The following is a 24,068-nucleotide window of genomic DNA, read 5'->3' as shown; positions in this document are numbered from 1 at the left end:
AGGCCTGCTCTGAAGTTCGGCAGCGGCAAACGCAGTAATAGCCATTTCCCACCTGCTTCAATCAACAGCAGAAGCGCTTTTGTAATATCGAAAAAATCTTACTCTTAACAAATTACTTTAACTTTCGAGCGCAGCTTTCAGTGCAGCCTCAAGTTATGGGTCAAAAGTCTCCGCCAGTTTCCCGTTGCACCTCCTTTTAAGCTCCTAAATCTCCGTTCTGTAAGGGTTTTCCTTTAATCCGCGCCTTGACGGTGTGGTGGGCGCATTCCTATAGTGTGCGCAAGTGGCGGAAAGTGGCATGAAGTGGGTTTTTTGAGCTCAAAACGATAAAAATTGGAGAAACGCAGACGTGTTTCGCGGAGCTAACGCTATCAGTCTCGATGCAAAGGGCCGTCTCGCCATGCCGAGCCGGTACCGTGACGAGCTCGATTCGCGCAGTTCCGGCCAATTGATCGTGACCATTGATGCCGTTGATCCGTGTCTGTGTGTCTATCCGCTCGACGAGTGGGAAATTATTGAAACCAAGTTGCGCGCGCTCCCTTCGCTACGCGAAGAGAACCGTCGCCTGCAACGTTTGCTGATTGGTAATGCCGTCGACCTTGAACTCGATGGCAGCGGTCGTTTCCTGGTTCCGCCGCGTCTGCGCGACTACGCCAAGCTGGATAAGCGCGCGATGCTGGTGGGCCAACTGAACAAGTTCCAATTGTGGGACGAGGATGCATGGAACGCGGTGTCTGCCGCTGACCTTGCTGCTATTCAACAACCGGGCGCGATGCCTGATGAACTGCGTGATTTGATCCTGTGACTATTGATAGCGGCTTTAACCACATCACCGTACTGCTTGACGAAGCCGTCGAGGCTCTCGCCGTACGTCCTGATGGCTGCTATCTGGACGGCACGTTCGGGCGCGGCGGGCACAGCCGGTTGATCCTCAGCCAGCTCGGGCCGGACGGTCGACTCATCGGATTCGACAAGGATCCACAAGCGATTGCCACCGGGCAAGCGCTAGCGGCCGAAGACGGCCGCTTTGTCGTTGTGCAGCGCAGCTTTGCCGAACTGGGTTCGGTGGTTGCCGAGCAAGGCCTGACCGGCAAGGTCAGCGGCATTCTGCTCGACCTGGGCGTGTCGTCGCCGCAGCTCGACGATGCCGAGCGCGGTTTCAGTTTCCTCAACGACGGTCCGCTGGACATGCGCATGGATCCGTCCCGTGGCATCAGCGCTGCCGAATTCGTCAACACCGCGCCGGCTGAAGAAATCGCCCGGGTGTTCAAGGAATACGGCGAAGAGCGTTTCTCCGGGCGTATGGCCCGTGCCGTCGCCGAGCGTCGTGACATCAAGCCGTTCGAGCGCACTGCCGATCTGGCCGAAGTGTTGAAAGTCGCCAACCCGGCGTGGGAAAAGGGCAAGAACCCGGCCACCCGTGCGTTCCAGGGTTTGCGCATTCACGTCAACAACGAACTGGGCGATCTGGAGGCTGGCCTCGAAGCCGCGCTCGAAGCTCTGGAAGTGGGCGGTCGTCTGGTGGTGATCAGCTTCCACTCGCTGGAAGACCGCATCGTCAAACTGTTCATGCGCAAGCTGGTGAAAGGCGAAGCCGACAACCTGCCGCGCAACCTGCCGGTTCGCCACGTCGCGTTCGAACCGAAAATCAAAATCCATGGCAAAGCGCAGACGGCCTCCGACGCCGAACTCAAGGCCAACCCACGTTCCCGTAGCGCCGTCATGCGCGTCGCGGAGAAGTTGCGGTGAGCAAGCTTTTCGCCAAGCCTCTGCCCGGCGGCAGCTTTCTGATGCTGCTGCTGTTTGTCGGCGTGCTCGTATCGGCGATCGCCGTGTCTTACAGCGCGCACTGGAACCGGCAGTTGCTCAACAACCTTTATAACGAACTCAGCGTGCGCGACAAGGCGCAGGCCGAGTGGGGCCGGCTGATTCTCGAGCAAAGCACCTGGACCGCGCACAGTCGCATCGAAGTGCTCGCTACCGAACAATTGAAGATGCACATCCCTGGCGCGGCTGACGTGAAAATGGTGGCGCCATGATGAAACTCGAAGGCGCACTGTTCCCTTGGCGCTTCCGCCTGATGGTCGCACTGCTTGGCTTGATGGTCGCGGCGATCTGCTGGCGCATCATCGACCTGCAAGTGATTGACCGTGACTTCCTCAAAGGTCAGGGCGATGCGCGCAGTCTGCGGCACATCCCGATTCCGGCGCACCGTGGCCTGATCACCGACCGTAACGGCGAACCGCTCGCCGTGAGTACTCCGGTGACCACGCTGTGGGCCAACGCCAAGGAAATGCAATCGGCCAAAGAGAAGTGGCCGGCACTCGCTGCTGCGCTGGGCCAGGACCCGAAGGCCCTGAGCGAACGCCTCGAAGCCCAGGCCAACAAAGAATTCATTTACCTGGTGCGCGGGCTGACCCCCGAGCAGGGCCAGTCCGTGCTCGACCTGAAAGTGCCGGGCGTCTATGGCATCGAAGAATTCCGCCGGTTCTATCCGGCCGGTGAAGTCACCGCGCACATGGTCGGTTTTACCGACATCGACGATCACGGTCGTGAAGGCGTCGAACTGGCCTATGACGAATGGCTGGCCGGGGTGCCGGGCAAACGACAAGTCATCAAGGATCGCCGTGGCCGGCTGATCAAGGATGTTCAGGTCACCAAAAACGCCAAGGCCGGCAAGCCCTTGGCGTTGTCGATTGACCTGCGCCTGCAATACCTGGCCAACCGCGAGCTGCGCAACGCGATCATCGAGAACGGCGCCAAAGCCGGTAGCCTGGTGATCATGGACGTGAAGACCGGCGAGATCCTCGCCATGGTCAACCAGCCGACCTACAACCCGAACAACCGTCGCAACCTGCAACCGGCGATGATGCGCAACCGCGCGATGATCGACGTGTTCGAACCGGGTTCGACCATGAAAGCCATCTCCATGAGCGCCGCGATCGAAACTGGCCGCTGGAAGCCGACCGACACCGTCGAGGTGTATCCGGGCTCGCTGCAGATCGGCAAATACACCATTAAGGACGTGTCGAAATCCGAAGGCCCGGTGCTCGACCTGACCGGCATCCTGATCAATTCCAGTAACGTCGGCATGAGTAAGGTCGCCTTTGATATCGGCGGCGAAACCATTTTCCGTCTGGCGCAGAAAGTCGGCCTCGGCCAGGACACCGGTCTGGGCTTCCCGGGCGAGCGCGTTGGCAACCTGCCGAACTACCGCGAGTGGCGCAAGGCTGAAACCGCGACGCTGTCGTACGGCTACGGTATTTCCGTGACCGCGATCCAGCTGGTGCATGCGTTCTCGGCGCTGGCCAACAACGGTCGCCTCGCGCCGCTGACCCTGATCAAAACCGACAAGATGCCGCAGACCACGCAAGTGCTGCCCGAAGCCGTGGCGAAAACCATGCAAGGCATGCTGCAGCAAGTGATCGAAGCCCCGCGCGGCGTGTTCCGTGCGCAGGTGCCGGCGTATCACGTCGGCGGCAAGTCGGGTACGGCGCGCAAGACCTCGGTCGGCACCAAGGGCTATGCCGAGAATTCCTACCGCTCGCTGTTCGCCGGTTTCGGCCCGATGAGCGATCCGCGTTACGCCATTGTTGTCGTGATCGATGAACCGACCAAGGCCGGTTACTTCGGTGGTCTGGTCTCGGCGCCGGTGTTCAGCCGTGTGATGTCCGGCACCCTGCGCCTGATGAACGTGACCCCGGACAACCTGCCAACCACGCAGCAGGCCAATGCCACCCCGGTCGTTCCGCTGAAAGCCAATGGAGGGCGCGGCTGATGTCATTAAGTCTGAACAAAATATTCCCCCACGCCGGCCACGATCTGTTGATCCGTGAACTGGCGCTGGACAGCCGCAACGTGCGCGCCGGCGACCTGTTTCTCGCCGTGCCCGGCGGCAAGTTCGATGGCCGCGCGCACATCGCCGATGCCTTGCAACGCGGTGCTGCGGCAGTGGCTTATGAAGTGGAAGGCGCCACCGTGCTGCCGATTACCGACGTGCCACTGATTCCGGTCAAAGGCCTGGCGGCGCAGCTGTCCGACATCGCCGGGCGCTTTTACGGTGAGCCGAGCCATCACCTGAACCTGATCGGCGTCACCGGCACCAACGGCAAGACCAGCGTGACCCAACTGGTCGCACAGGCGCTGGATCTGCTCGGCCAGCATTGCGGCATCGTCGGCACGCTCGGTTCCGGCTTCTATGGCGCGCTCGAAAGCGGCTTGCACACCACGCCGAATCCGATCGCCGTGCAAGCGACCCTGGGCGACCTGAAAAAGGCCGGTGCCAAAGCCGTCGCTATGGAAGTGTCCTCCCACGGTCTGGATCAGGGCCGGGTGACGGCGCTGGCCTTCGACGTGGCGGTGATGACCAACCTGTCCCGCGATCATCTCGATTATCACGGCACCATGCAGGCTTACGCCGAGGCCAAGGCCAAGCTGTTTGCCTGGAATGACCTGAAGTGCCGCGTGGTCAACCTCGACGACGACTTCGGCCGGCAATTGGCGGCGGAAAAACGCGAGTCGCGGCTGATCACCTACAGCCTGCTCGACAGCAGTGCGTACCTGTATTGCCGCGAAGCTCAGTTCGACGACCACGGCGTGCGCGCCACGCTGGTCACGCCGCAGGGCGAGCATCACCTGCGCAGCACATTGCTCGGGCGTTTCAACCTGAGCAATGTGCTGGCCGCGGTCGGTGCCTTGCTCGGCCTGGATTACGCCCTCGACGAAATTCTCAAGGTGCTGCCGAAGCTCGAAGGCCCGGCCGGACGCATGCAGCGTCTGGGCGGCGGCACGCAGCCGCTGGTAGTGGTCGATTACGCCCACACGCCGGATGCGCTGGAAAAAGTCCTGACCGCACTGCGCCCGCACGTCAAAGGCCAATTGCTGTGCCTGTTCGGCTGCGGCGGCGATCGCGATCGCGGCAAGCGTCCGTTGATGGCCGAAGTGGTCGAGCGTCTGGCCGATCAAGTGTTGGTCACCGATGACAATCCGCGCACTGAAGACCCTTCAGTGATTTTCGACGACATCCGCGCCGGTTTCAGCGCTGTGGATAAAGTCACCTTCGTTGCCGGTCGTGGCCAGGCCATTGCGCAATTGATTGCCGGCGCGACCGCTGACGACGTCATTGTCCTCGCCGGCAAAGGCCACGAGGACTATCAGGAAATCAACGGCGTGCGCCATGCGTTTTCCGATCTGGTCGAGGCCGATCACGCCCTGACCGCGTGGGAGGTGGCCCATGCTTAAGGCCCTGACGCTCAGCGAACTGATCAATGCACTCGACGCCCGCCTGATCGGCGACGATGCCAGTTTCAATGGCGTGAGCATCGACAGCCGCGCCATTCAGCCCGGCCAGTTGTTCATTGCCCTGACCGGCCCGCGTTTCGACGGTCATGATTATTTGAACGACGTCGCCGGCAAAGGCGCCGTGGCTGCACTGGTCGAGCGCGAAGTCGCCGACAGCGCGCTGCCGCAATTGCTGGTCAAGGACACCCGTCAGGCGCTGGGCCAACTCGGCGCGCTGAACCGTGCCGCGTTTACTCAGCCAGTGGCGGCGGTGACCGGTTCCAGCGGCAAGACCACGGTCAAGGAAATGCTTGCGAGCATCCTGCGCACGCGCGGTCCGGTGCTGGCGACCCGTGGCAACCTGAACAACGACCTCGGCGTACCGCTGACCCTGATCGAACTGGCCCCGGAGCACACCTCGGCCGTGATCGAACTGGGCGCCTCGCGTCTGGGCGAAATTGCCTATACCGTCGGGCTGACCAAGCCGCACGTCGCGATCCTGAACAATGCCGGCACCGCCCACATCGGTGAGTTTGGCGGTCCGGAAAAAATCGTCGAAGCCAAAGGCGAAATCATCGAAGGACTGGCGGCCGATGGCATCGCCGTGCTCAACCTCGATGACAAAGCCTTCGCTATCTGGAAGGCCCGTGCAGCCGGTCGCCAGGTGCTGACCTTTGCTCTGAGCAACACCGAGGCGAATTTCCATGCCAGCGATCTGGCCACCGACGCCCGTGGTTGCCCGGCGTTCAATCTGCACACCCCTGAAGGCAGCGAGCGTGTGCAGCTGAACCTGCTCGGCACCCATAACGTCGCCAACGCCATGGCCGCCGCCGCTGCTGCTCATGCCCTGGGCGTATCGCTGTTCGGCATCGCCACCGGGCTGGGTGCTGTACAACCGGTCAAGGGCCGCACCGTCGCGCAGCTGGCGAAAAACGGCATGCGCGTGATCGATGACACTTACAACGCAAACCCCACCTCGATGTGCGCGGCCGTTGATATACTCGCCGGCTTTTCCGGCCGCACCGTCCTGGTGCTCGGGGATATCGGCGAGTTGGGCGACTGGGCGGAGCAGGGGCACCGCGACGTGGGCGAATACGCCCGAGGCAAGGTTTCCGCGCTTTATGCCGTCGGACCCAACATGGTTCACGCCGTAAACGCATTCGGTGAACAGGCGCATCACTTCGGCAGCCAAGCCGAACTGATCCAGGCCCTCGACGCCGAGCAGGACACAAACACCACCATTTTGATCAAGGGTTCGCGCAGTGCAGCGATGGAAAACATCGTTGCGGCTCTGTGCGGGTCCAGTCTGGAGAAACATTAATGCTGCTGCTGCTAGCGGAGTATCTGCAACAGTTCCACAAAGGCTTCGCGGTCTTTCAGTACCTGACCCTGCGCGGGATCCTCGGTGTGCTGACCGCGCTGGTCTTGTCGCTGTGCTATGGCCCGTGGATGATCCGCACGTTGCAGAACCGTCAGATCGGCCAGTCCGTTCGCAATGACGGCCCGCAATCGCACCTGTCCAAATCCGGCACGCCGACCATGGGTGGCGCGCTGATTCTGTCGTCGATTGGTGTCAGCACGCTGCTCTGGGCAGACCTGAGCAACCGTTACGTCTGGGTGGTGCTGTTGGTGACCCTGCTGTTCGGCGCCATCGGCTGGGTCGACGATTACCGCAAAGTCATCGAGAAGAACTCCCGCGGCCTGCCGAGCCGCTGGAAGTATTTCTGGCAGTCGGTGTTCGGCCTCGGCGCGGCAATCTTCCTTTATATGACTGCTTCCACGCCGGTGGAAACCACGCTGATTCTGCCGATGCTCAAGGACTACAGCATCCCGCTGGGCGCCGGTTTTATCGTGCTGACCTATTTTGTGATCGTCGGCTCGAGCAACGCGGTCAACCTGACTGACGGTCTCGACGGTCTGGCAATCATGCCGACGGTGATGGTCGGCGGTGGCCTGGGCATTTTCTGCTACCTGTCGGGTAACGTGAAATTCGCCGAATACCTGTTGATTCCTTACGTGCCGGGCGCGGGCGAGCTGATCGTGTTCTGCGGCGCGCTGATCGGTGCCGGCCTCGGCTTTCTCTGGTTCAACACCTATCCGGCGCAAGTGTTCATGGGCGACGTCGGTGCCCTGGCCCTCGGCGCGGCATTGGGCACCATCGCGGTGATCGTCCGTCAGGAAATCGTCCTGTTCATCATGGGCGGCGTGTTCGTGATGGAAACCCTGTCCGTGGTCATTCAGGTTGCCTCATTCAAGCTGACCGGTCGCCGCGTGTTCCGCATGGCGCCGATTCACCACCACTTTGAACTCAAGGGCTGGCCCGAGCCGCGTGTGATTGTCCGTTTCTGGATCATCACCGTGATTCTCGTCCTGGTCGGCCTTGCCACCCTGAAGCTGAGGTAGAACGAGTGTCTCTGATCGCTTCTGACCACTTCCGCATCGTTGTCGGCCTCGGCAAGAGCGGCATGTCCCTGGTTCGCTTCCTGGCGAACCGGGGCACGTCGTTTGCCGTGGCGGACACGCGGGAAAATCCACCGGAACTGGCCACGCTCAAGCGTGACTATCCGCACGTGGAAGTGCGTTGTGGCGAGCTGGACGTCGAATTCCTCTGCCGTGCCGACGAGCTCTACGTGAGCCCCGGCCTGGCGCTGGCGACCCCGGCCCTGCAAGCCGCTGCGGCCCGTGGCGTGAAACTGTCCGGCGACATCGAGCTGTTCGCGCGTAACGCGCGGGCGCCGATCGTGGCCATCAGCGGTTCCAACGCGAAAAGCACCGTGACCACCCTGGTCGGTGAGATGGCGGCTGCGGCCGGCAAGCGCGTCGCCGTCGGCGGCAACCTCGGCACTCCGGCGCTGGACCTGCTCAGCGATGACGTCGAGCTGTACGTGATGGAGCTGTCGAGTTTTCAACTGGAGACCACCGACCAGCTCAACGCCGAAGTCGCCACCGTGCTGAACATCAGCGAAGACCACATGGATCGCTACAGCGGTCTGCCGGCGTACCACCTGGCCAAGCACCGGATCTTCCGCGGCGCGAAGCAGTTCGTGGTCAACCGTCAGGATGCGTTGACCCGGCCGTTGATGGGCGAGGGCCAGCCATGCTGGACCTTCGGCCTGACCAAACCGGATTTCAAAGCCTTCGGTATCCGCGAAGAAGACGGCGAGAAATACCTGGCCTTTGAATTCCAGAACCTGATGCCGGTGCGCGAGCTGAAGATTCGCGGCGCGCACAACCAGGCCAACGCCCTCGCGGCGCTGGCGCTGGGTCATGCTGTCGGCCTGCCGTTCGATGCCATGCTCTCGGCGCTGCGCACCTTTGCCGGTCTCGAACATCGCTGCCAGTGGGTGCGCGATCTTGACGGCGTGGCGTATTACAACGATTCCAAAGCCACCAACGTTGGCGCCGCACTGGCAGCCATCGAAGGCCTTGGCGCGGACATCGACGGCAAGGTCATTCTGATCGCCGGCGGAGACGGCAAGGGCGCCGAGTTCAAGGATCTGCGCGATCCGGTGGCGGCCAACTGCCGCGCCGTGGTGCTGATGGGCCGTGACAGCGACAAGATCGGTGAGGCCATCGGTGATGCCGTGCCACTGATTCGCGCGTCCTCGCTGGTCGACGCCGTCGCGCAATGCCGCGCCGCCGCCCAACCGGGTGACGTGGTGTTGCTGTCGCCGGCCTGCGCCAGTTTCGACATGTTCAAGAATTACGAAGACCGTGGTCACCAGTTCGTCCGCGCTGTGGAGGAATTGGCATGAACCTGAGAAATATCATCAAGCCGTACCCGTCGCCGCTGATCACCGGGCGTGGCATCGACCTCGACTTCCCGATGCTGGCCGGTTGTCTGGCCCTGCTCGGTCTCGGCCTGATCATGATCGCCTCGGCGTCGACCGAAGTGGCGGCGGCGCAGTCGGGCAGCCCGCTGTATTACATGATTCGCCACCTTATCTATGTGGTGCTGGGGCTGGGCGCGTGCATCGTCACCATGATGATCCCGATCGCCACCTGGCAACGCCTCGGCTGGTTGATGCTGCTCGGCGCCTTCGGTCTGCTGGTGATGGTGATCATCCCGGGCATCGGCCGCGAAGTGAACGGTTCGATGCGCTGGATCGGCTTCAGCTTCTTCAACGTGCAGCCCTCGGAAATCGCCAAGGTGTTTGTGGTGATCTACCTCGCCGGCTATCTGGTGCGCCGCCAGAAAGAAGTGCGCGAGAGCTGGATGGGCTTCTTCAAGCCGTTCATCGTGCTGCTGCCGATGGCCGGTCTGTTGCTCATGGAGCCGGACTTCGGTGCCACCGTGGTGATGATGGGCGCGGCGGCGGCGATGCTGTTTCTTGGCGGGGTCGGCCTGTTCCGGTTCTCGCTGATGGTGGTGCTGGCGGTCGGGGCCGTGGTCTTGTTGATTCAGATGCAGCCGTATCGAATGGCGCGTCTGACCAACTTTGCCGACCCGTGGGCCGACCAGTTCGGCGCCGGCTATCAGCTGTCCCAGGCTTTGATCGCGTTCGGTCGCGGCGAGTGGCTGGGCGTTGGCCTGGGCAACAGCGTGCAGAAACAGTTCTACCTGCCGGAAGCACACACCGACTTCGTGTTCTCGGTATTGGCCGAGGAGCTCGGCGCCGTGGGTTCGCTGTGCACCGTGGCGCTGTTCGTGTTCGTGTGTATTCGCGGCATGTACATCGGCCTGTGGGCGGAGAAGGCCAAGCAGTTCTTTGCCGCTTACGTGGCTTACGGTCTGTCGTTCCTGTGGATTGGTCAGTTCCTGATCAACATTGGCGTGAACGTCGGCCTGCTGCCAACCAAAGGCCTGACCTTGCCGTTCCTCAGTTACGGCGGCAGCTCCTTGGTGATCTGCTGCGCCTGTCTGGGCTTGTTGCTGCGCATCGAGTGGGAGAGTCGAACCCACCTGGGCAGCGAAGAAATGGAATTCCATGAAAGCGACTTCGCCGAGGAGCCGACTCATGGGCGCTAACGTATTGATCATGGCCGGCGGTACCGGCGGCCACGTGTTCCCGGCGCTGGCCTGTGCCCGCGAGTTTCAGGCGCGCGGCTATACCGTGCACTGGCTCGGCACGCCACGCGGGATCGAGAACGAACTGGTCCCAGCCGCTGGTCTTGAGCTGCACCGCATCAACGCCAGCGGTCTGCGCGGCAAGGGCAAGCTGTCGCTGCTCAAGGCGCCATTGATGCTGCTCAAATCGGTGTGGCAGGCGCGGGCGATCATGCGCCGCTTGAAGCCGGTATGCGTGGTGGGCTTTGGTGGTTATGTGACCGGCCCCGGCGGTCTGGCCGCGAAACTGGCCGGTGTGCCGGTGATCGTTCACGAGCAGAACGCCGTGGCCGGCACCGCCAATCGGTTGCTGGTGCCGTTCGCCGCCCGAGTGTGTGAAGCGTTCCCCGACACCTTTACTCTGTCGGACAGCCGCCGTACCACCGGTAATCCGGTGCGCAGCGAGCTGTTCCTCGATACACCGCGACCGGCGCTGGCCGGGCGCAAAGCGCGTTTGCTGATCCTGGGCGGAAGCCTGGGCGCAGAGCCGTTGAACAAGTTGCTGCCTGAAGCCCTGGCCCAAGTCGCTGCCGACCTGCGCCCGGAAGTGTTTCATCAGGCCGGCAAAAATCACGATGAAGTGACTGCCGAGCGTTACCGCGCCGCGGGCGTGGACGCGCAAGTGCAGCCATTCATCAAAGACATGGCCCAGGCCTATGGCTGGGCTGACCTGGTGGTGTGCCGCGCTGGCGCGCTGACCATCAGTGAGCTGGCGGCCGCCGGTCTGCCCTCGATGCTGGTGCCTTTGCCCCACGCGATCGACGATCACCAGACCCGCAACGCCGATTATTTGGCCCGCGAAGGCGCTGCCTTCCTGATGCCACAAAGAACGACTGGTGCCGCGGACCTTGCCGCGCGCCTGACAGAGGTCTTGATGCAACCGCAACGACTCGAAGCAATGGCCCAAGCGGCCCGCCGACTGGCCAAACCCGATGCCACCCGTAGCGTGGTCGATACCTGTCTGGAGGTGGCCCATGGTTGAGAATCAGAAAGCCATGCCACAACCGGAAATGCGCCGCATCCGTCGCATCCACTTCGTCGGCATCGGCGGCGTGGGCATGTGCGGTATCGCCGAAGTGTTGTTGAACCTGGGCTATCAAGTCTCCGGTTCCGACCTCAAAGCGTCGCCGGTCACCGAGCGCCTGGAATCCTTCGGTGCGCAGATTTTCATCGGCCACCGGGCCGAGAACGCCGCTGCCGCTGATGTACTGGTGGTGTCGAGCGCTGTAAACACCTCCAACCCGGAAGTGGCGACTGCGCTCGAGCGCCGTATTCCGGTGGTGCCGCGTGCCGAAATGCTCGCCGAGCTGATGCGCTACCGCCACGGCATTGCCGTCGCCGGTACCCACGGCAAAACCACCACCACCAGCCTGATCGCTTCGGTGTTCGCTGCCGGTGGCCTCGACCCGACGTTCGTTATCGGTGGTCGTCTGAATGCCGCGGGCACCAATGCCCAGCTTGGCACCAGCCGCTACCTGATCGCCGAAGCCGACGAAAGCGATGCGAGCTTCCTGCACCTGCAACCGCTGGTGGCCGTGGTCACCAACATCGACGCCGACCACATGGCGACCTACGACGGCGACTTCAACAAACTGAAGAAAACCTTCGTCGAGTTCCTGCACAACCTGCCGTTCTACGGTTTGGCGGTGATGTGCCTGGACGACCCGGTGGTGCGTGAAATCCTGCCGCTGGTGAAGCGTCCGACCGTGACCTACGGCTTCAGTGAAGACGCTGACGTGCGCGCGATCAATGTGCGCCAGCAAGGCATGCAAACTTTCTTCACCGTGCTGCGTCCAGACCGCGAGCCGCTGGAAGTGTCGGTAAACATGCCCGGCAACCACAACGTGCTCAACTCGCTGGCCACCATCTGCATCGCCACCGACGAAGGCGTCAGCGATGAAGCCATCGTCCAGGGCCTGTCGGGTTTCCAAGGGGTCGGTCGACGCTTTCAGGTCTACGGCGAACTGCCAGTGGACGGCGGCCACGTGATGCTCGTTGACGACTATGGTCATCACCCGACTGAAGTCGCAGCCGTGATCAAAGCCGTGCGCGGTGGCTGGCCGGAGCGGCGTCTGGTGATGGTTTACCAGCCGCACCGCTACAGCCGCACCCGCGACCTGTACGACGATTTCGTCAATGTGCTGGCCGACGCCAACGTGTTGCTGCTGATGGAAGTCTATCCGGCCGGCGAAGAGCCGATTCCGGGCGCCGACAGCCGCAAGCTGTGCAACAGCATTCGCCAGCGCGGTCAGCTCGACCCGATCTACATCGAGCGTGGCGTCGATCTGGCGCCGCTGGTCAAGCCACTGCTGCGCGCCGGCGACATTCTGTTGTGCCAGGGCGCCGGTGATATCGGCGGTCTCGCGCCGAAGCTGTTGAAAAGTGAATTGTTCGCCGGCGCCGTGGCGGCGTCGGTCGAGGGGAAGTTGAAATGACTGCTGCCTACGCCAAGCTGTTTTCCACCCTCGCGCCGAAAGACTTCGGCCGCGTCGCCGTGCTCTTCGGCGGCTTGAGTGCCGAGCGTGAGGTTTCGTTGAAATCCGGTAACGCCGTGCTCGAGGCGCTGCAAAGCGCTGGCGTGGACGCGTTCGGCATCGACGTGGGCGCGGACTTCCTGCAGCGTCTGCTCAGCGAAAAGATCGATCGCGCATTCATCATTCTCCACGGTCGTGGCGGTGAAGACGGCAGCATGCAGGGCCTGCTCGAGTGCGCGGGCATTCCGTACACCGGCAGCGGCATTCTGGCGTCCGCGCTGGCGATGGACAAACTGCGCACCAAGCAGGTCTGGCACAGCCTCGGGATCCCGACGCCGCGTCACGCCGTGCTGTGCAGCGAAGCCGATTGTATTTCGGCGGCGACGGAACTGGGCTTCCCTTTGATCGTCAAACCGGCGCATGAAGGTTCAAGTATCGGGATGGCCAAAGTGAGTTCTGCGTCCGAGTTGATCGACGCATGGAAAGCGGCCAGTACCTACGATTCGCAAGTGTTGGTCGAGCAATGGATTCAAGGTCCGGAGTTCACCATCGCCACCCTGCGTGACCAGGTGTTGCCTCCTATCGCCCTGGGTACACCGCACACATTCTACGACTACGACGCCAAGTACATCGCCAACGATACCCAGTACCGCATTCCGTGCGGGCTGGATGCCGCCAAGGAACAAGAACTCATGGAACTCACGGCCAAGGCCTGTGAGGCGCTGGGTATCGCCGGTTGGGGCAGGGCGGACGTGATGCAGGACGCCGACGGGCAGTTCTGGTTCCTCGAAGTCAACACCGCACCGGGCATGACCGACCACAGTCTGGTGCCGATGGCGGCCCGTGCCGCCGGTCTGGATTTCCAGCAACTGGTCCTGGCCATTCTGGCGGCCAGCGTTGAAGAGTCGAGGGGTTAAGGGCATGCAAGGCGCGCATCTCAGACATCAGCCACCCGCACCCGGCCGCAAGCCGGTGCCGCGGGGTGCCAGCCGAATGGTGGCGAAAGAGCCGATGTCCGCGCGCCTGCCGAAAGCCAATTTCAGCTTTCTGAAAAGTCTGTTCTGGCCGGTGCTGCTGGTGGCGCTGGGCTTCGGTACTTACGAAGGCGCACAGCGTCTGCTGCCCTACGCCGACCGGCCGATCAGCAAGATCGCGGTGCAGGGCGACCTCAGCTACATCAGCCAGCAGGCAGTGCAGCAGCGGATCGCCCCGTTCGTGGCGTCGAGCTTCTTCACCATCGACCTCGCCGGCATGCGCACCGAGCTGGAGCAGATGCCCTGGATCGCCCACGCCGAAGTGCGCCGGGTGTGGCCGGATCAGGTGGTGATCCGCCTCGAAGAGCAACTGCCGGTGGCGCGATGGGGTGACGAGTCGTTGCTGAACAACCAGGGCCAGGCGTTCACGCCCAAGGAACTGGCGAACTACGAACACCTGCCACAGCTGTTCGGCCCACAACGGGCCCAGCAGCAAGTGATGCAGCAGTATCAGGTGCTGAGCCAGATGCTGCGCCCGCTGGGCTTTTCGATTGCACGCCTGGAATTGCGTGAACGCGGCAGCTGGTTTTTGACCACCGGTGCCGGCAGTTCCGGCCCCGGCATCGAGTTGCTGCTGGGACGCGGCAACCTGGTGGAAAAGATGCGCCGCTTCATCGCCATCTATGACAAGACGCTGAAAGAGCAGATTACGAACATTGCGCGGATCGATCTGCGCTACGCCAACGGCCTCGCCGTTGGCTGGCGGGAACCCGTAGCGCCGACGACAGCCCAACCCGCTGTCGCAAAGAATTAAGAAGAGGCAGGACCCATGGCAAACGTGCAAAGCGGCAAAATGATCGTCGGTCTGGATATCGGCACCTCCAAGGTGGTGGCGCTGGTAGGCGAGGTCGCGGACGACGGCACGCTGGAAATCGTCGGTATCGGTACGCACCCGTCCCGCGGCCTGAAGAAGGGCGTGGTGGTGAACATCGAGTCCACCGTGCAATCGATCCAGCGCGCGATCGAAGAAGCCCAGTTGATGGCGGGCTGCCGCATTCACTCGGCATTTGTCGGCGTGGCCGGCAATCACATCCGCAGCCTGAACTCCCACGGCATCGTCGCGATTCGTGATCGCGAAGTCAGCTCGGCTGACCTTGAGCGTGTGCTCGACGCCGCCCAGGCCGTGGCGATCCCGGCTGATCAGCGCGTGCTGCACACCCTGCCGCAGGATTACGTGATCGATAACCAGGAAGGCGTGCGCGAGCCACTGGGCATGTCCGGCGTGCGTCTGGAAGCCAAGGTTCACGTGGTCACCTGCGCCGTCAACGCCGCCCAGAACATTGAAAAATGCGTGCGTCGCTGCGGCCTGGAAATCGACGACATCATTCTTGAGCAACTGGCCTCGGCCTATTCGGTGCTGACCGATGACGAAAAAGAGCTGGGCGTGTGCCTGGTCGACATCGGCGGCGGCACCACCGACATCGCCATCTTCACCGAAGGTGCGATCCGCCATACGGCAGTGATCCCGATTGCCGGTGATCAGGTGACCAACGACATCGCCATGGCGTTGCGCACCCCGACCCAGTACGCCGAAGAGATCAAGATCCGTTACGCCTGCGCCCTGGCCAAACTGGCCGGTGCCGGTGAAACCATCAAGGTGCCAAGCGTCGGCGACCGTCCACCGCGCGAGCTGTCGCGTCAGGCCCTGGCCGAAGTGGTCGAGCCGCGTTACGACGAACTGTTCACGCTGATTCAGGCCGAGCTGCGTCGCAGCGGTTACGAAGACCTGATCCCGGCCGGCATCGTCCTGACTGGAGGTACGTCGAAGATGGAAGGCGCCACCGAACTGGCCGAAGAAATCTTCCACATGCCGGTGCGCCTCGGCGTGCCGCATGGCGTGAAAGGTCTGGATGACGTGGTGCGCAACCCGATTTATTCCACTGGCGTGGGCTTGCTGATGTACGGCCTGCAGAAGCAGTCCGACGGGGTTTCGTTCTCCGGCATCGGCAGCCGCGACAGCTACAGCAACGACGAGCCACAGGCGCCGTTGCTGGACCGCTTGAAGAAGTGGGTTCAGGGCAACTTTTAAGAGCAGCTCGAAGCGTCAAGCTTCGAGCGGCAAGCAGTAGCAGTAGATGCACCGCGACAAAAATGCAGTAGGCGAAAAAACTAGAGAATGTAAGGAGAGGGAAAATGTTTGAACTCGTAGACAACATCCCCGCAAGCCCGGTAATCAAAGTTATCGGTGTTGGCGGTGGCGGCGGCAACGCTGTCAATCACATGGTCAAGAGCAACATCGAAGGCGTTGAGTTCATCTGCGCCAACACCGATGCTCAAGCGCTGAAAAACATCGGCGCGCGGACCATCCTGCAACTGGGCACTGGCGTGACCAAAGGCCTGGGTGCCGGCGCCAATCCTGAAGTCGGCCGTCAAGCCGCTCTGGAAGACCGCGAGCGTATTGCCGAAGTGCTGCAGGGCACCAACATGGTGTTCATCACCACCGGCATGGGCGGCGGTACCGGTACCGGTGCGGCGCCAATCATCGCCGAAGTGGCCAAGGAAATGGGCATCCTGACCGTTGCGGTCGTGACCCGTCCGTTCCCGTTCGAAGGCCGCAAGCGTATGCAGATCGCCGATGAAGGCATCCGCATGCTTTCGGAAAGCGTTGACTCGCTGATCACCATCCCGAACGAGAAGTTGCTGACCATCCTTGGCAAAGACGCAAGCCTCTTGTCGGCTTTCGCCAAGGCTGACGATGTCCTGGCCGGTGCCGTTCGCGGTATCTCCGACATCATCAAGCGTCCGGGCATGATCAACGTCGACTTCGCCGACGTACGTACCGTGATGAGCGAAATGGGCATGGCAATGATGGGCACTGGCTGCGCCAGCGGTCCGAACCGTGCACGTGAAGCCACTGAAGCGGCAATCCGCAACCCGTTGCTGGAAGACGTGAACCTGCAAGGCGCACGCGGCATCCTGGTCAACATCACCGCCGGTCCTGACCTGTCCCTGGGTGAGTACTCCGACGTTGGTTCGATCATCGAGGCCTTCGCTTCCGAGCACGCCATGGTCAAGGTCGGCACCGTGATCGATCCGGACATGCGCGACGAGCTGCACGTCACTGTGGTTGCCACCGGTCTGGGCGCGAAAATCGAGAAGCCTGTGAAGGTCATCGACAACACCGTTCACACCTCCATGGCTTCGGCTCAGGTGCAACAACCGGCTCCGGCCCGTCAGGAAGCGCCAGCGGTGAACTACCGCGATCTGGACCGTCCGACCGTCATGCGCAACCAGGCTCAGGCCGGTGCTGCGGCTGCCGCGAAGATGAATCCGCAAGATGACCTGGACTACCTGGACATCCCGGCTTTCCTGCGTCGTCAGGCCGATTGATGGAATGTATCAGGGCTATGAAGGTGATTGGTGTTCAGCAAAGGCATGGTCTGCTATCATCGCCAGCCTTTGTTGATACCAGTTCGCAATTTGCGCTGAAGCGGCCCAAGCCATGATTAAACAACGCACACTGAAAAATATTATCCGTGCCACAGGTGTAGGCCTGCATTCCGGTGAGAAGGTCTACCTGACCCTCAAGCCTGCGCCTGTCGACACTGGCATTGTGTTTTGTCGCGCTGACCTCGACCCTGTGGTGCAGATTCCTGCCCGCGCGGAAAACGTCGGTGAAACCACTATGTCGACGACGCTGGTCAACGGCGACGTCAAAGTGGACACGGTAGAGCACTTGCTCTCGGCCATGGCTGGCCTGGGCATCGATAACGCCTACGTCGAGCTCTCCGCGTCCGAAGTCCCGATCATGGATGGCAGCGCTGGACCCTTCGTATTCCTGATTCAATCGGCAGGCCTGGAAGAACAGGACGCCGCCAAGAAATTCATCCGCATCCTGCGTGAAGTGACAGTGGAAGACGGCGACAAGCGCGCCACTTTCGTCCCTTTCGAAGGCTTCAAGGTGAGTTTCGAGATCGATTTCGATCACCCGGTATTCCGGGACCGCACCCAGAGTGCAAGCGTGGATTTTTCCAGCACTTCGTTCGTAAAAGAAGTCAGCCGCGCCCGTACCTTTGGTTTCATGAGTGATATCGAGTACCTGCGCAAGCACAACCTCGCACTCGGCGGCAGCGTTGAAAACGCGATCGTGGTCGACGCGGATGGCGTGTTGAACGAAGACGGTCTTCGTTATGAAGACGAATTCGTCAAACACAAGATCCTCGATGCGATTGGCGACCTGTACCTGCTGGGCAACAGCCTGATTGGTGAGTTCAAAGGCTTCAAGTCCGGTCATGCACTGAACAACCAGCTGCTGCGCAAGTTGATTGAGCAGACAGATGCCTGGGAAGTGGTGACGTTCGAAGACGCCAGCACCGCACCGATCTCTTACATGCGCCCGGTTGCGGCCGTGTAAGTAAAAAACCTCTCTAGTTTTTTGAAGGCCATCCTCGGATGGCCTTTTTTTATACCTGTGGTTTTTGTGTTGATTGGGATGACGCTATCGCGAGCAGGCTCACTCCTACAGGGAAATGCATTCCAAGTGTAGGAGTGAGCCTGCTCGCGATAGGGCCGGTGAGGTCACCGCATCTCTCAAACCGACACCACGACCCGATTCCGCCCGCCTTCCTTGGCCTGATACAACGCCTTGTCCGCCGTAAACAGCAACTGCTCCAAGGTCATTTCGCTGGCCGATGTCCACGTCGCGATGCCGATACTCACGGTCATCGCCCGCTCAGCCCCATCGACCCACGGCAAGTTCTCCACGGCCTGACGAATCTGCTCGGCAATCTGTTGCGCGCCGGCACTGTCGGTTTCGGCGAGAATCACCGAAAACTCCTCGCCGCCGTAACGCGCCACCAGATCCGCCGGGCGCCGGACGTTTTCGCCGATGACCCGGGCCAGCGTCTTCAACGCCTGATCGCCAGCCTGATGGCCGTGCCGGTCGTTGAACGCCTTGAAGTGGTCGGCATCGATCATCATCACCGACAGCGGCTGGCCCGAGCGCTGGGCGCGGAACCACTCGTGACGCAACGTCTGATCGAGCATGCGCCGATTGGCTACGCCGGTCAGGTCGTCGGTGGCGGCCAGTTGCGCCAGTTCGCGCTCGGCGCGCTGGCGTCGGCGCAACTCGCGGGCCAGCAGCCAGGTCAGCCACAGCAGGCCCATGCACAGCACGCCGGTGGCGCCGCTGATCAGCAGGGCCGTGCGCCGCCACGTGCCGAACACTTCAGCGCTCGACAGCGCGACCATCACCGTTAACGGCAGATTGCCGACCCGTGAGTAGGTGTAGAGCCGGCGTTGTTCATCCATGCTGGACGTACTGGTGAAACTGCCGCTGCCATCGCGGTCGTTGAGAATCCGTATAACGTTGGGCCGATTGCCGAAGCTCTTGCCTACCGAGTCGCTCTGCAGGTACGGCTTCTGTGCGAGCAGAACGCCATCGCTGTTGATGATGTTGAGCGTACTGTCGGTGCCGATGTCGAGGCTTTTGAACAGGTCGTCGAAGTAATCGAGTTTCAACGAAGCGACGGCTACGCCAAGGAACTCACCGGTCTGCGAAGCAATGCGCCGGCTGAAGCTGATCCGCCACTGGTCAGCCTCGTCGCAGTCGCAACGGGTCTTGAACGGTCGGCTGATAAACATGCCCATGTCGCGGTTGAACGCATGGGCGAGAAAATAATCCCGGTCAGCGAAGTTGCCCGGTTTCGGTTCGATGCGCGAGGAGTCGGCGATCACCTCGCCGTGCTTGTCGAGCAACAGGATGTCGCCTTTGAAGCGTGCGGTGGTGGAGCGATCGAACAACGCCAGATGGCGGATCTGTGGCGAGACGTTTTGCAGTTCATCACGCTGGGCGGCGGCGATCAGGCCTTGCAGCGTCAGGTCGTACAGTTCGACGGTACGCAGCACATCGGCGTCGATCAGTTGCGCAATGGTGGTGGCGCGACGGGTGGCGGCGTCCTGTGCACTGGCGCGCTCGCGGATCAGCAGGAAGGTGACGATGCACACCATCGCAATCACGGTTAGCAGGCTGCCGCCGATCAACAACAGTTCGGGGCGACCGGTCTGGCCTGTGATGGACGGGGTGCGGTTGGCGATCATGATGGGGGGTTCGGTTGGAGTGGTTTCATAAGCTTAGTAGGTGCTGACGCCGGACAACCTTGTGGGAGCGGGCTTGCTCCCACAGGTACATCGCTCTGTCTGATAGCGTGGCGCAGCGCCGATCTTAGAAGACGTTGATCGGGTAGTCGATGATCACGCGGTATTCATCGGTATCTGAATCAATCGCGCCATAACCGTTGCCGCCACGGTTGGTCGCCCATTGCAGGCGCACCGCCAGGTCCTTTGCCTGGCCGCTTTGCACGACGTACTGCAAATCGACGTCGCGTTCCCAGTGTTTGGCGTTGCGGCCATCGGCGCTGTACCAGTTGGCATAGCCTTGACTGTCTGGATCAGCTTTGGTCAGGTCCAGCGTACCGCGCGAATAGGACAGCGCCGAGGTCAGCCCGGGCACGCCGACGCCAGCGAAGTCATAGGCATATTTGAGCTTCCACGAGCGCTCGTTCGGCCCGTTGAAGTCCGAGTATTGCTGGGAGTTGTCCAGATAAACGCTGTCGCCCTGGCTGATGTAGTCGAACGGCGTGTTGCCATTGACCCGCTGGTAGGCGGCGGTGACGCTGTGGTGGCCGATGCCGACGGTGAAATGCAGGCTGTAGGTGTTATTGTCGATCTCGCCGAGCAGCGCATCGCCGGTGTCCTGCGTGTGATAGACGTGCAGGCCTGGGTTGAGGCTGATCAGGTCGTTCAGTTGCCAGGTGTAGTCGAGGTCGTAATAGTACTGGTGCCAGATGTCTTTCAATTCGGACGCATATAGGCTGCTGGTCAAACCTTCGACGCCGCTCCAGGCCACGCCGGCCCAGTTCAAGTGCTGGCTCTCGGCGCCGTCCGCAAGCGTGCCGTACGAAGTGCCGATACGCGTATGCCCGCTCTGGTTGTAGGGTTTGGTGAAGCTGGCCTGGCCACCTTCGATCAGCCAGCCATCGAAGCTATGGTTGCTCAGGCTGACGCCGCGAAAAGTCTGCGGCAGCATGCGCGTGTCGCCGCCGGCGATCACCGGGTTGGTGAGGAACAGATCGCCGGCCTTCAACTCGGTGTCGAACGCACGCATCTTTAACGTCGCGCCCGCGGTGGAAAACGACCCCGGCGCTTTGCCGTTGCCATCGCTGATTGGCAGGATGCTCGAGCCGTCCGTGCCGCCGCCACCGTCGAGCTTCAGCCCGAGCATGGCGTGGGCATCCAGACCGAAGCCGACCGTGCCTTCGGTGTAGCCCGATTGAAACACGCCGAGAAAGCCCTGGCCCCACTCGATGTTATCGTCCGCCTTCTGCAGGCGGTTGCGATTCATATAGTAGTTGCGGGCGTTGAGGTTGAGGCTTGAGCCGGCGACGAAACCTTGCGCGGGGGATTCATCGGCGTGGGCGATGGGTGCAATCGTTGCGGCTATTGCAATGAACAGCGGAGTAAAACGGACTGGGTAACGCACGTGCAGTAGAGCTCCTTGGGTCAGCTGACACCTCAATGACTTGAGGTGTTGATGTTTCTTGTTGTTACAGACGAACCGGACGGCTTTCAGACCACAACGAAAAAAGGCCGCTGAACGGCAGCGGCCTGGAATGACGACGGTTGAACGGGAAGAGCCAAACAACCGCGTCGAGGGAAACGTTGGTGTGTTGCGCGATTCAGCTGTCGGTCTCGCTGGCTTGCGCCTGGGAAGTCGCAGCCTGCGGGGCTTGCGTGGCGTTTTGCGCCTTGGCCATCACCTCGGCCTGATGCTGGTCGAACGCCTGGGCGCGAGCGACATTGTGCGCCACGAACGCTTGCGATTCTTCAGCCATCGCCATTGGCGAAAGGATCAATGAGGACAAAACGAACGCGCTGGCAATACCCATACTGTTGGACATCTGGAAAACCTTCTTGCTTGGCAAGTGCTGTTTGGTGCGGGCAAAGATAAGGTTGCCGGGGCTGGTGAAACAGCGTGATTTTCATAAATGACTGTTACAGCACAAGCAAAGATCGGCACGGGGAACAACCCGGTCTGTGCGTAATGGTGGGCTGTGGCGAGGGGATTTATCCCCGTTGGGCTGCGAAGCGGCCCCAAGAATTCCAGCCTCAAAGATTCCTTAGACCTTGTGTACAGGATTTGCGACTGCTGCGCAGCCGAGCGGGGATAAATCCCCTCGCCACAGCGCTTGGCTGAGCATTCAGACCGGAAGGTGAATGCCAAAGGTATTCATGCCGCGGTCACTGCGCACAAACACATCCCCGCCATGCATCAGCGCAATCGCCTTGACGATCGCCAGTCCCAGGCCGTGGTTGTTGCCACTGTTGCTGCGCGACGCATCGACCCGATAAAAGCGCTCGAACAATCGCGGCAAATGCTCATTGGCAATCGGTGCGCCGGGGTTGGCGACACCGATACTCACTTGACGTTCCTGCACCTCGATCAGCACTTCGATCACCTGACCCGGCTCGGTATGCTGCACCGCGTTGCTGAGCAAATTGATCAACGCCCGGCGCAAATGCGCGACCTCGATCTGTACCTGCGCATCGCCGCTGACCTGCACTTGGACCTGCGCGTCCTCAAGGATGAAATCCAGATACTCCAGCGTCGTGGCTACCTCCTCAGCCAGTGACGTCGAGGTGAGTTTGGTCGCTTTGTTACCCTGGTCGGCACTGGCGAGAAACAGCATGTCATTGACGATCGAGCGCAGCCGCTCCAGCTCTTCAAGATTGGATTGCAGCACTTCGAAATAATGTTCGGCAGAACGGCCGCGGGTCAGCGCCACCTGGGTCTGGCCGATCAGATTGGTCAGCGGCGAGCGCAGTTCGTGGGCGACGTCGGCGTTGAACGATTCCAGCCGCGACCAGGCCAGTTCGACCCGCTCCAGCGTCGAGTTGAACGACTCGACAAACTGCTTGAGTTCCGGCGGCAACGGCGACAGACGCAAGCGCCCGGCTCTTAGCGGTGGCGCCAGCCGCTGGGCCTCTTGAGACAATTTGATCAGCGGCTGGAGGCCAATGCGCGCCACCCAGTAACCCAGCGCCGAGGCCAGCAGCACTCCGACAATCGCCAGGCTGATCAGGGCGATGAGTAGTTGATGCTGGGTCTGATGCAGCGTCTCGGTGTTGATACCGATCATGAAGCGCAGCGGCGGGCGCTGGTCCTTGGCCGGGAACTGACTGACCAGCACTTTCAGCGGGTAAGGCTGATCGGGCAGGTGCAGGTCATGCGTACCCAGCGGACCGTTGGCGGCAGCGCGGATCTGCGCAGTGAAATGGCCGTATTCATAGCGCGGATCGCCGCTGCTGATCCAGAAACTGATGCGCTTGTCTTCTTCGCCCAGCAGCTTGAGTTTGTTGTTGATCTTCACCCAATGCTCCGGCGTGCCGTAACGGCCGACGGTGGATTCGAGCACACTGTAGCGCGCGTCGAGCTCGGCTTCCGGCAGCAAACCCAGACCTTTGTCGACCTGTTGATAAAGCGCACCGCCAATCAACACAAACACCAGCAGCGCCACCAGCGTGAACATGCCGCTTAAACGCAAGGCAATCGAGTTACTGGACACCACGGCTCTCCAGCACATAACCCATGCCGCGAATGGTGTGCAGCAGTTTCTCGTCGAACGGCCCGTCTAGCTTGGCGCGCAGGCGTTTGATCGCGACCTCGACGACGTTGGCATCGCTGTCGAAATTGATGTCCCAGACCATTTCGGCAATAGCGGTTTTCGAGAGGATTTCGCCCTGGCGGCGGGCGAGGACACTGAGCAGGGAGAATTCCTTGGCGGTCAGGTCCAGGCGCGTGCCGGCGCGGGTGGCTTTGCGGCTGATCAGATCGATCCAGAGGTCGGCGATGGTCACTTGTACCGGTTCGTGGCCACCGCTGCGCCGGGTCAGCGCTTGCAGGCGGGCGACCAGTTCGAGGAAAGAAAACGGTTTGCCGAGGTAATCGTCGGCGCCGTCGCGCAGGCCTTTGATGCGGTCTTCGACGCGCTCGCGGGCAGTGAGCATGATCACCGGAGTCTGCTTGCGTGCGCGCAATGCCCGCAGCACGCCGAAGCCATCGAGGCCTGGCAGCATGACGTCGAGGACGATCACCGCGTAATCGCACTCCAGCGCCAGATGCAGACCTTCAACGCCATCGCGGGCGCGGTCCACGGTGTAGCCCTGTTCGGTCAGGCCACGGTGCAGATAGTCCGCGGTTTTTTCTTCGTCTTCGATAATCAGAACGCGCATGAC

21 protein-coding genes are annotated in these 24,068 nt (G+C 61.5%); 16 read left to right on the top strand and 5 right to left on the bottom strand.

All coding sequences use genetic code 11. The features are described 5' to 3' along the window. Window positions 1-349: 349 nt before the first annotated feature. From mraZ to lpxC, 16 genes are all read left to right on the top strand, one after another. Entirely contained in the window at window positions 350-805 is a 456-nt protein-coding gene (gene mraZ, locus HU739_RS24075) for a division/cell wall cluster transcriptional repressor MraZ (protein ID WP_122590036.1), read from the top strand. Further along, a complete protein-coding gene (gene rsmH / locus HU739_RS24070) occupies window positions 802-1,749 on the top strand; it encodes a 16S rRNA (cytosine(1402)-N(4))-methyltransferase RsmH (RefSeq protein WP_407681936.1) in 948 nt (315 codons plus the stop codon). Before mraZ ends, rsmH begins: the two co-directional genes overlap by 4 nt. Further along, on the top strand, window positions 1,746-2,039 hold the full coding sequence (gene ftsL, locus HU739_RS24065) for a cell division protein FtsL (protein WP_186549001.1): 294 nt from the start codon (window positions 1,746-1,748) through the stop codon (window positions 2,037-2,039). The genes rsmH and ftsL overlap by 4 nt, the downstream gene beginning before the upstream one ends. Then, a complete protein-coding gene (locus HU739_RS24060) occupies window positions 2,039-3,778 on the top strand; it encodes a peptidoglycan D,D-transpeptidase FtsI family protein (protein ID WP_186549158.1) in 1,740 nt (579 codons plus the stop codon). The genes ftsL and HU739_RS24060 overlap by 1 nt, the downstream gene beginning before the upstream one ends. Then, window positions 3,778-5,241, top strand: a complete 1,464-nt coding sequence (locus HU739_RS24055; RefSeq protein WP_186549003.1) for a UDP-N-acetylmuramoyl-L-alanyl-D-glutamate--2,6-diaminopimelate ligase — start codon at window positions 3,778-3,780, stop codon at window positions 5,239-5,241. The genes HU739_RS24060 and HU739_RS24055 overlap by 1 nt, the downstream gene beginning before the upstream one ends. Beyond that, on the top strand, window positions 5,234-6,601 hold the full coding sequence (locus HU739_RS24050; RefSeq protein WP_186549005.1) for a UDP-N-acetylmuramoyl-tripeptide--D-alanyl-D-alanine ligase: 1,368 nt from the start codon (window positions 5,234-5,236) through the stop codon (window positions 6,599-6,601). Before HU739_RS24055 ends, HU739_RS24050 begins: the two co-directional genes overlap by 8 nt. Next, window positions 6,601-7,683, top strand: a complete 1,083-nt coding sequence (gene mraY, locus HU739_RS24045; RefSeq protein WP_126366224.1) for a phospho-N-acetylmuramoyl-pentapeptide-transferase — start codon at window positions 6,601-6,603, stop codon at window positions 7,681-7,683. The genes HU739_RS24050 and mraY overlap by 1 nt, the downstream gene beginning before the upstream one ends. Before the next feature lie 5 nt (window positions 7,684-7,688). Then, window positions 7,689-9,035 carry a UDP-N-acetylmuramoyl-L-alanine--D-glutamate ligase gene (gene murD, locus HU739_RS24040; RefSeq protein WP_186549007.1) on the top strand — a complete coding sequence of 449 codons (1,347 nt, stop codon included), beginning with the start codon at window positions 7,689-7,691 and terminating at the stop codon, window positions 9,033-9,035. After that, window positions 9,032-10,249, top strand: coding sequence for a putative lipid II flippase FtsW (ftsW, locus tag HU739_RS24035; protein ID WP_407681935.1), 1,218 nt, complete (start codon window positions 9,032-9,034; stop codon window positions 10,247-10,249). The genes murD and ftsW overlap by 4 nt, the downstream gene beginning before the upstream one ends. Further along, window positions 10,239-11,309, top strand: a complete 1,071-nt coding sequence (gene murG / locus HU739_RS24030; protein ID WP_186549009.1) for an undecaprenyldiphospho-muramoylpentapeptide beta-N-acetylglucosaminyltransferase — start codon at window positions 10,239-10,241, stop codon at window positions 11,307-11,309. Before ftsW ends, murG begins: the two co-directional genes overlap by 11 nt. After that, window positions 11,302-12,762 carry a UDP-N-acetylmuramate--L-alanine ligase gene (gene murC / locus HU739_RS24025; RefSeq protein WP_186549011.1) on the top strand — a complete coding sequence of 487 codons (1,461 nt, stop codon included), beginning with the start codon at window positions 11,302-11,304 and terminating at the stop codon, window positions 12,760-12,762. The genes murG and murC overlap by 8 nt, the downstream gene beginning before the upstream one ends. After that, window positions 12,759-13,718 carry a D-alanine--D-alanine ligase gene (locus tag HU739_RS24020; protein WP_186549013.1) on the top strand — a complete coding sequence of 320 codons (960 nt, stop codon included), beginning with the start codon at window positions 12,759-12,761 and terminating at the stop codon, window positions 13,716-13,718. Before murC ends, HU739_RS24020 begins: the two co-directional genes overlap by 4 nt. A 4-nt stretch (window positions 13,719-13,722) precedes the next feature. Then, the gene (locus tag HU739_RS24015) at window positions 13,723-14,589 is read left to right on the top strand and encodes a cell division protein FtsQ/DivIB (RefSeq protein WP_039761388.1); all 867 of its coding nucleotides are present in this window, start codon (window positions 13,723-13,725) and stop codon (window positions 14,587-14,589) included. A gap of 15 nt (window positions 14,590-14,604) precedes the next feature. Next, a complete protein-coding gene (gene ftsA, locus HU739_RS24010) occupies window positions 14,605-15,864 on the top strand; it encodes a cell division protein FtsA (RefSeq protein WP_186549015.1) in 1,260 nt (419 codons plus the stop codon). A gap of 104 nt (window positions 15,865-15,968) precedes the next feature. Beyond that, window positions 15,969-17,165, top strand: coding sequence for a cell division protein FtsZ (gene ftsZ, locus HU739_RS24005; RefSeq protein WP_016986475.1), 1,197 nt, complete (start codon window positions 15,969-15,971; stop codon window positions 17,163-17,165). Between the two features lie 112 nt (window positions 17,166-17,277). Continuing rightward, window positions 17,278-18,189, top strand: coding sequence for a UDP-3-O-acyl-N-acetylglucosamine deacetylase (gene lpxC / locus HU739_RS24000; protein ID WP_007939852.1), 912 nt, complete (start codon window positions 17,278-17,280; stop codon window positions 18,187-18,189). A 176-nt stretch (window positions 18,190-18,365) separates the two neighbouring features. Here lpxC and HU739_RS23995 read toward each other — a convergent pair whose 3' ends face one another. The 5 genes from HU739_RS23995 to HU739_RS23975 form a co-directional block, all read right to left on the bottom strand. Beyond that, window positions 18,366-19,874, bottom strand: a complete 1,509-nt coding sequence (locus HU739_RS23995; RefSeq protein ID WP_186549017.1) for a sensor domain-containing diguanylate cyclase — start codon at window positions 19,872-19,874, stop codon at window positions 18,366-18,368. A gap of 124 nt (window positions 19,875-19,998) precedes the next feature. Further along, a complete protein-coding gene (locus HU739_RS23990; RefSeq protein ID WP_186549020.1) occupies window positions 19,999-21,315 on the bottom strand; it encodes an OprD family porin in 1,317 nt (438 codons plus the stop codon). Window positions 21,316-21,511: 196 nt separating this feature from the next. Beyond that, a complete protein-coding gene (locus tag HU739_RS23985) occupies window positions 21,512-21,733 on the bottom strand; it encodes a hypothetical protein (protein ID WP_186549022.1) in 222 nt (73 codons plus the stop codon). Between the two features lie 300 nt (window positions 21,734-22,033). Further along, window positions 22,034-23,398: a heavy metal sensor histidine kinase gene (locus HU739_RS23980; protein WP_186549024.1), complete on the bottom strand. Its 1,365-nt coding sequence runs from the start codon at window positions 23,396-23,398 to the stop codon at window positions 22,034-22,036. After that, window positions 23,388-24,065 (bottom strand): heavy metal response regulator transcription factor, encoded by a 678-nt coding sequence (locus HU739_RS23975; RefSeq protein WP_186549026.1) that lies wholly within the window; start codon window positions 24,063-24,065, stop codon window positions 23,388-23,390. Before HU739_RS23975 ends, HU739_RS23980 begins: the two co-directional genes overlap by 11 nt. Window positions 24,066-24,068 lie beyond the last annotated feature (3 nt).

Source organism: Pseudomonas hamedanensis, assembly GCF_014268595.2.
Classification (GTDB): domain Bacteria; phylum Pseudomonadota; class Gammaproteobacteria; order Pseudomonadales; family Pseudomonadaceae; genus Aquipseudomonas; species Aquipseudomonas hamedanensis.
Note: the sequence above shows the minus strand (reverse complement) of the source record. Positions and strands in the feature narration are given on the sequence as shown.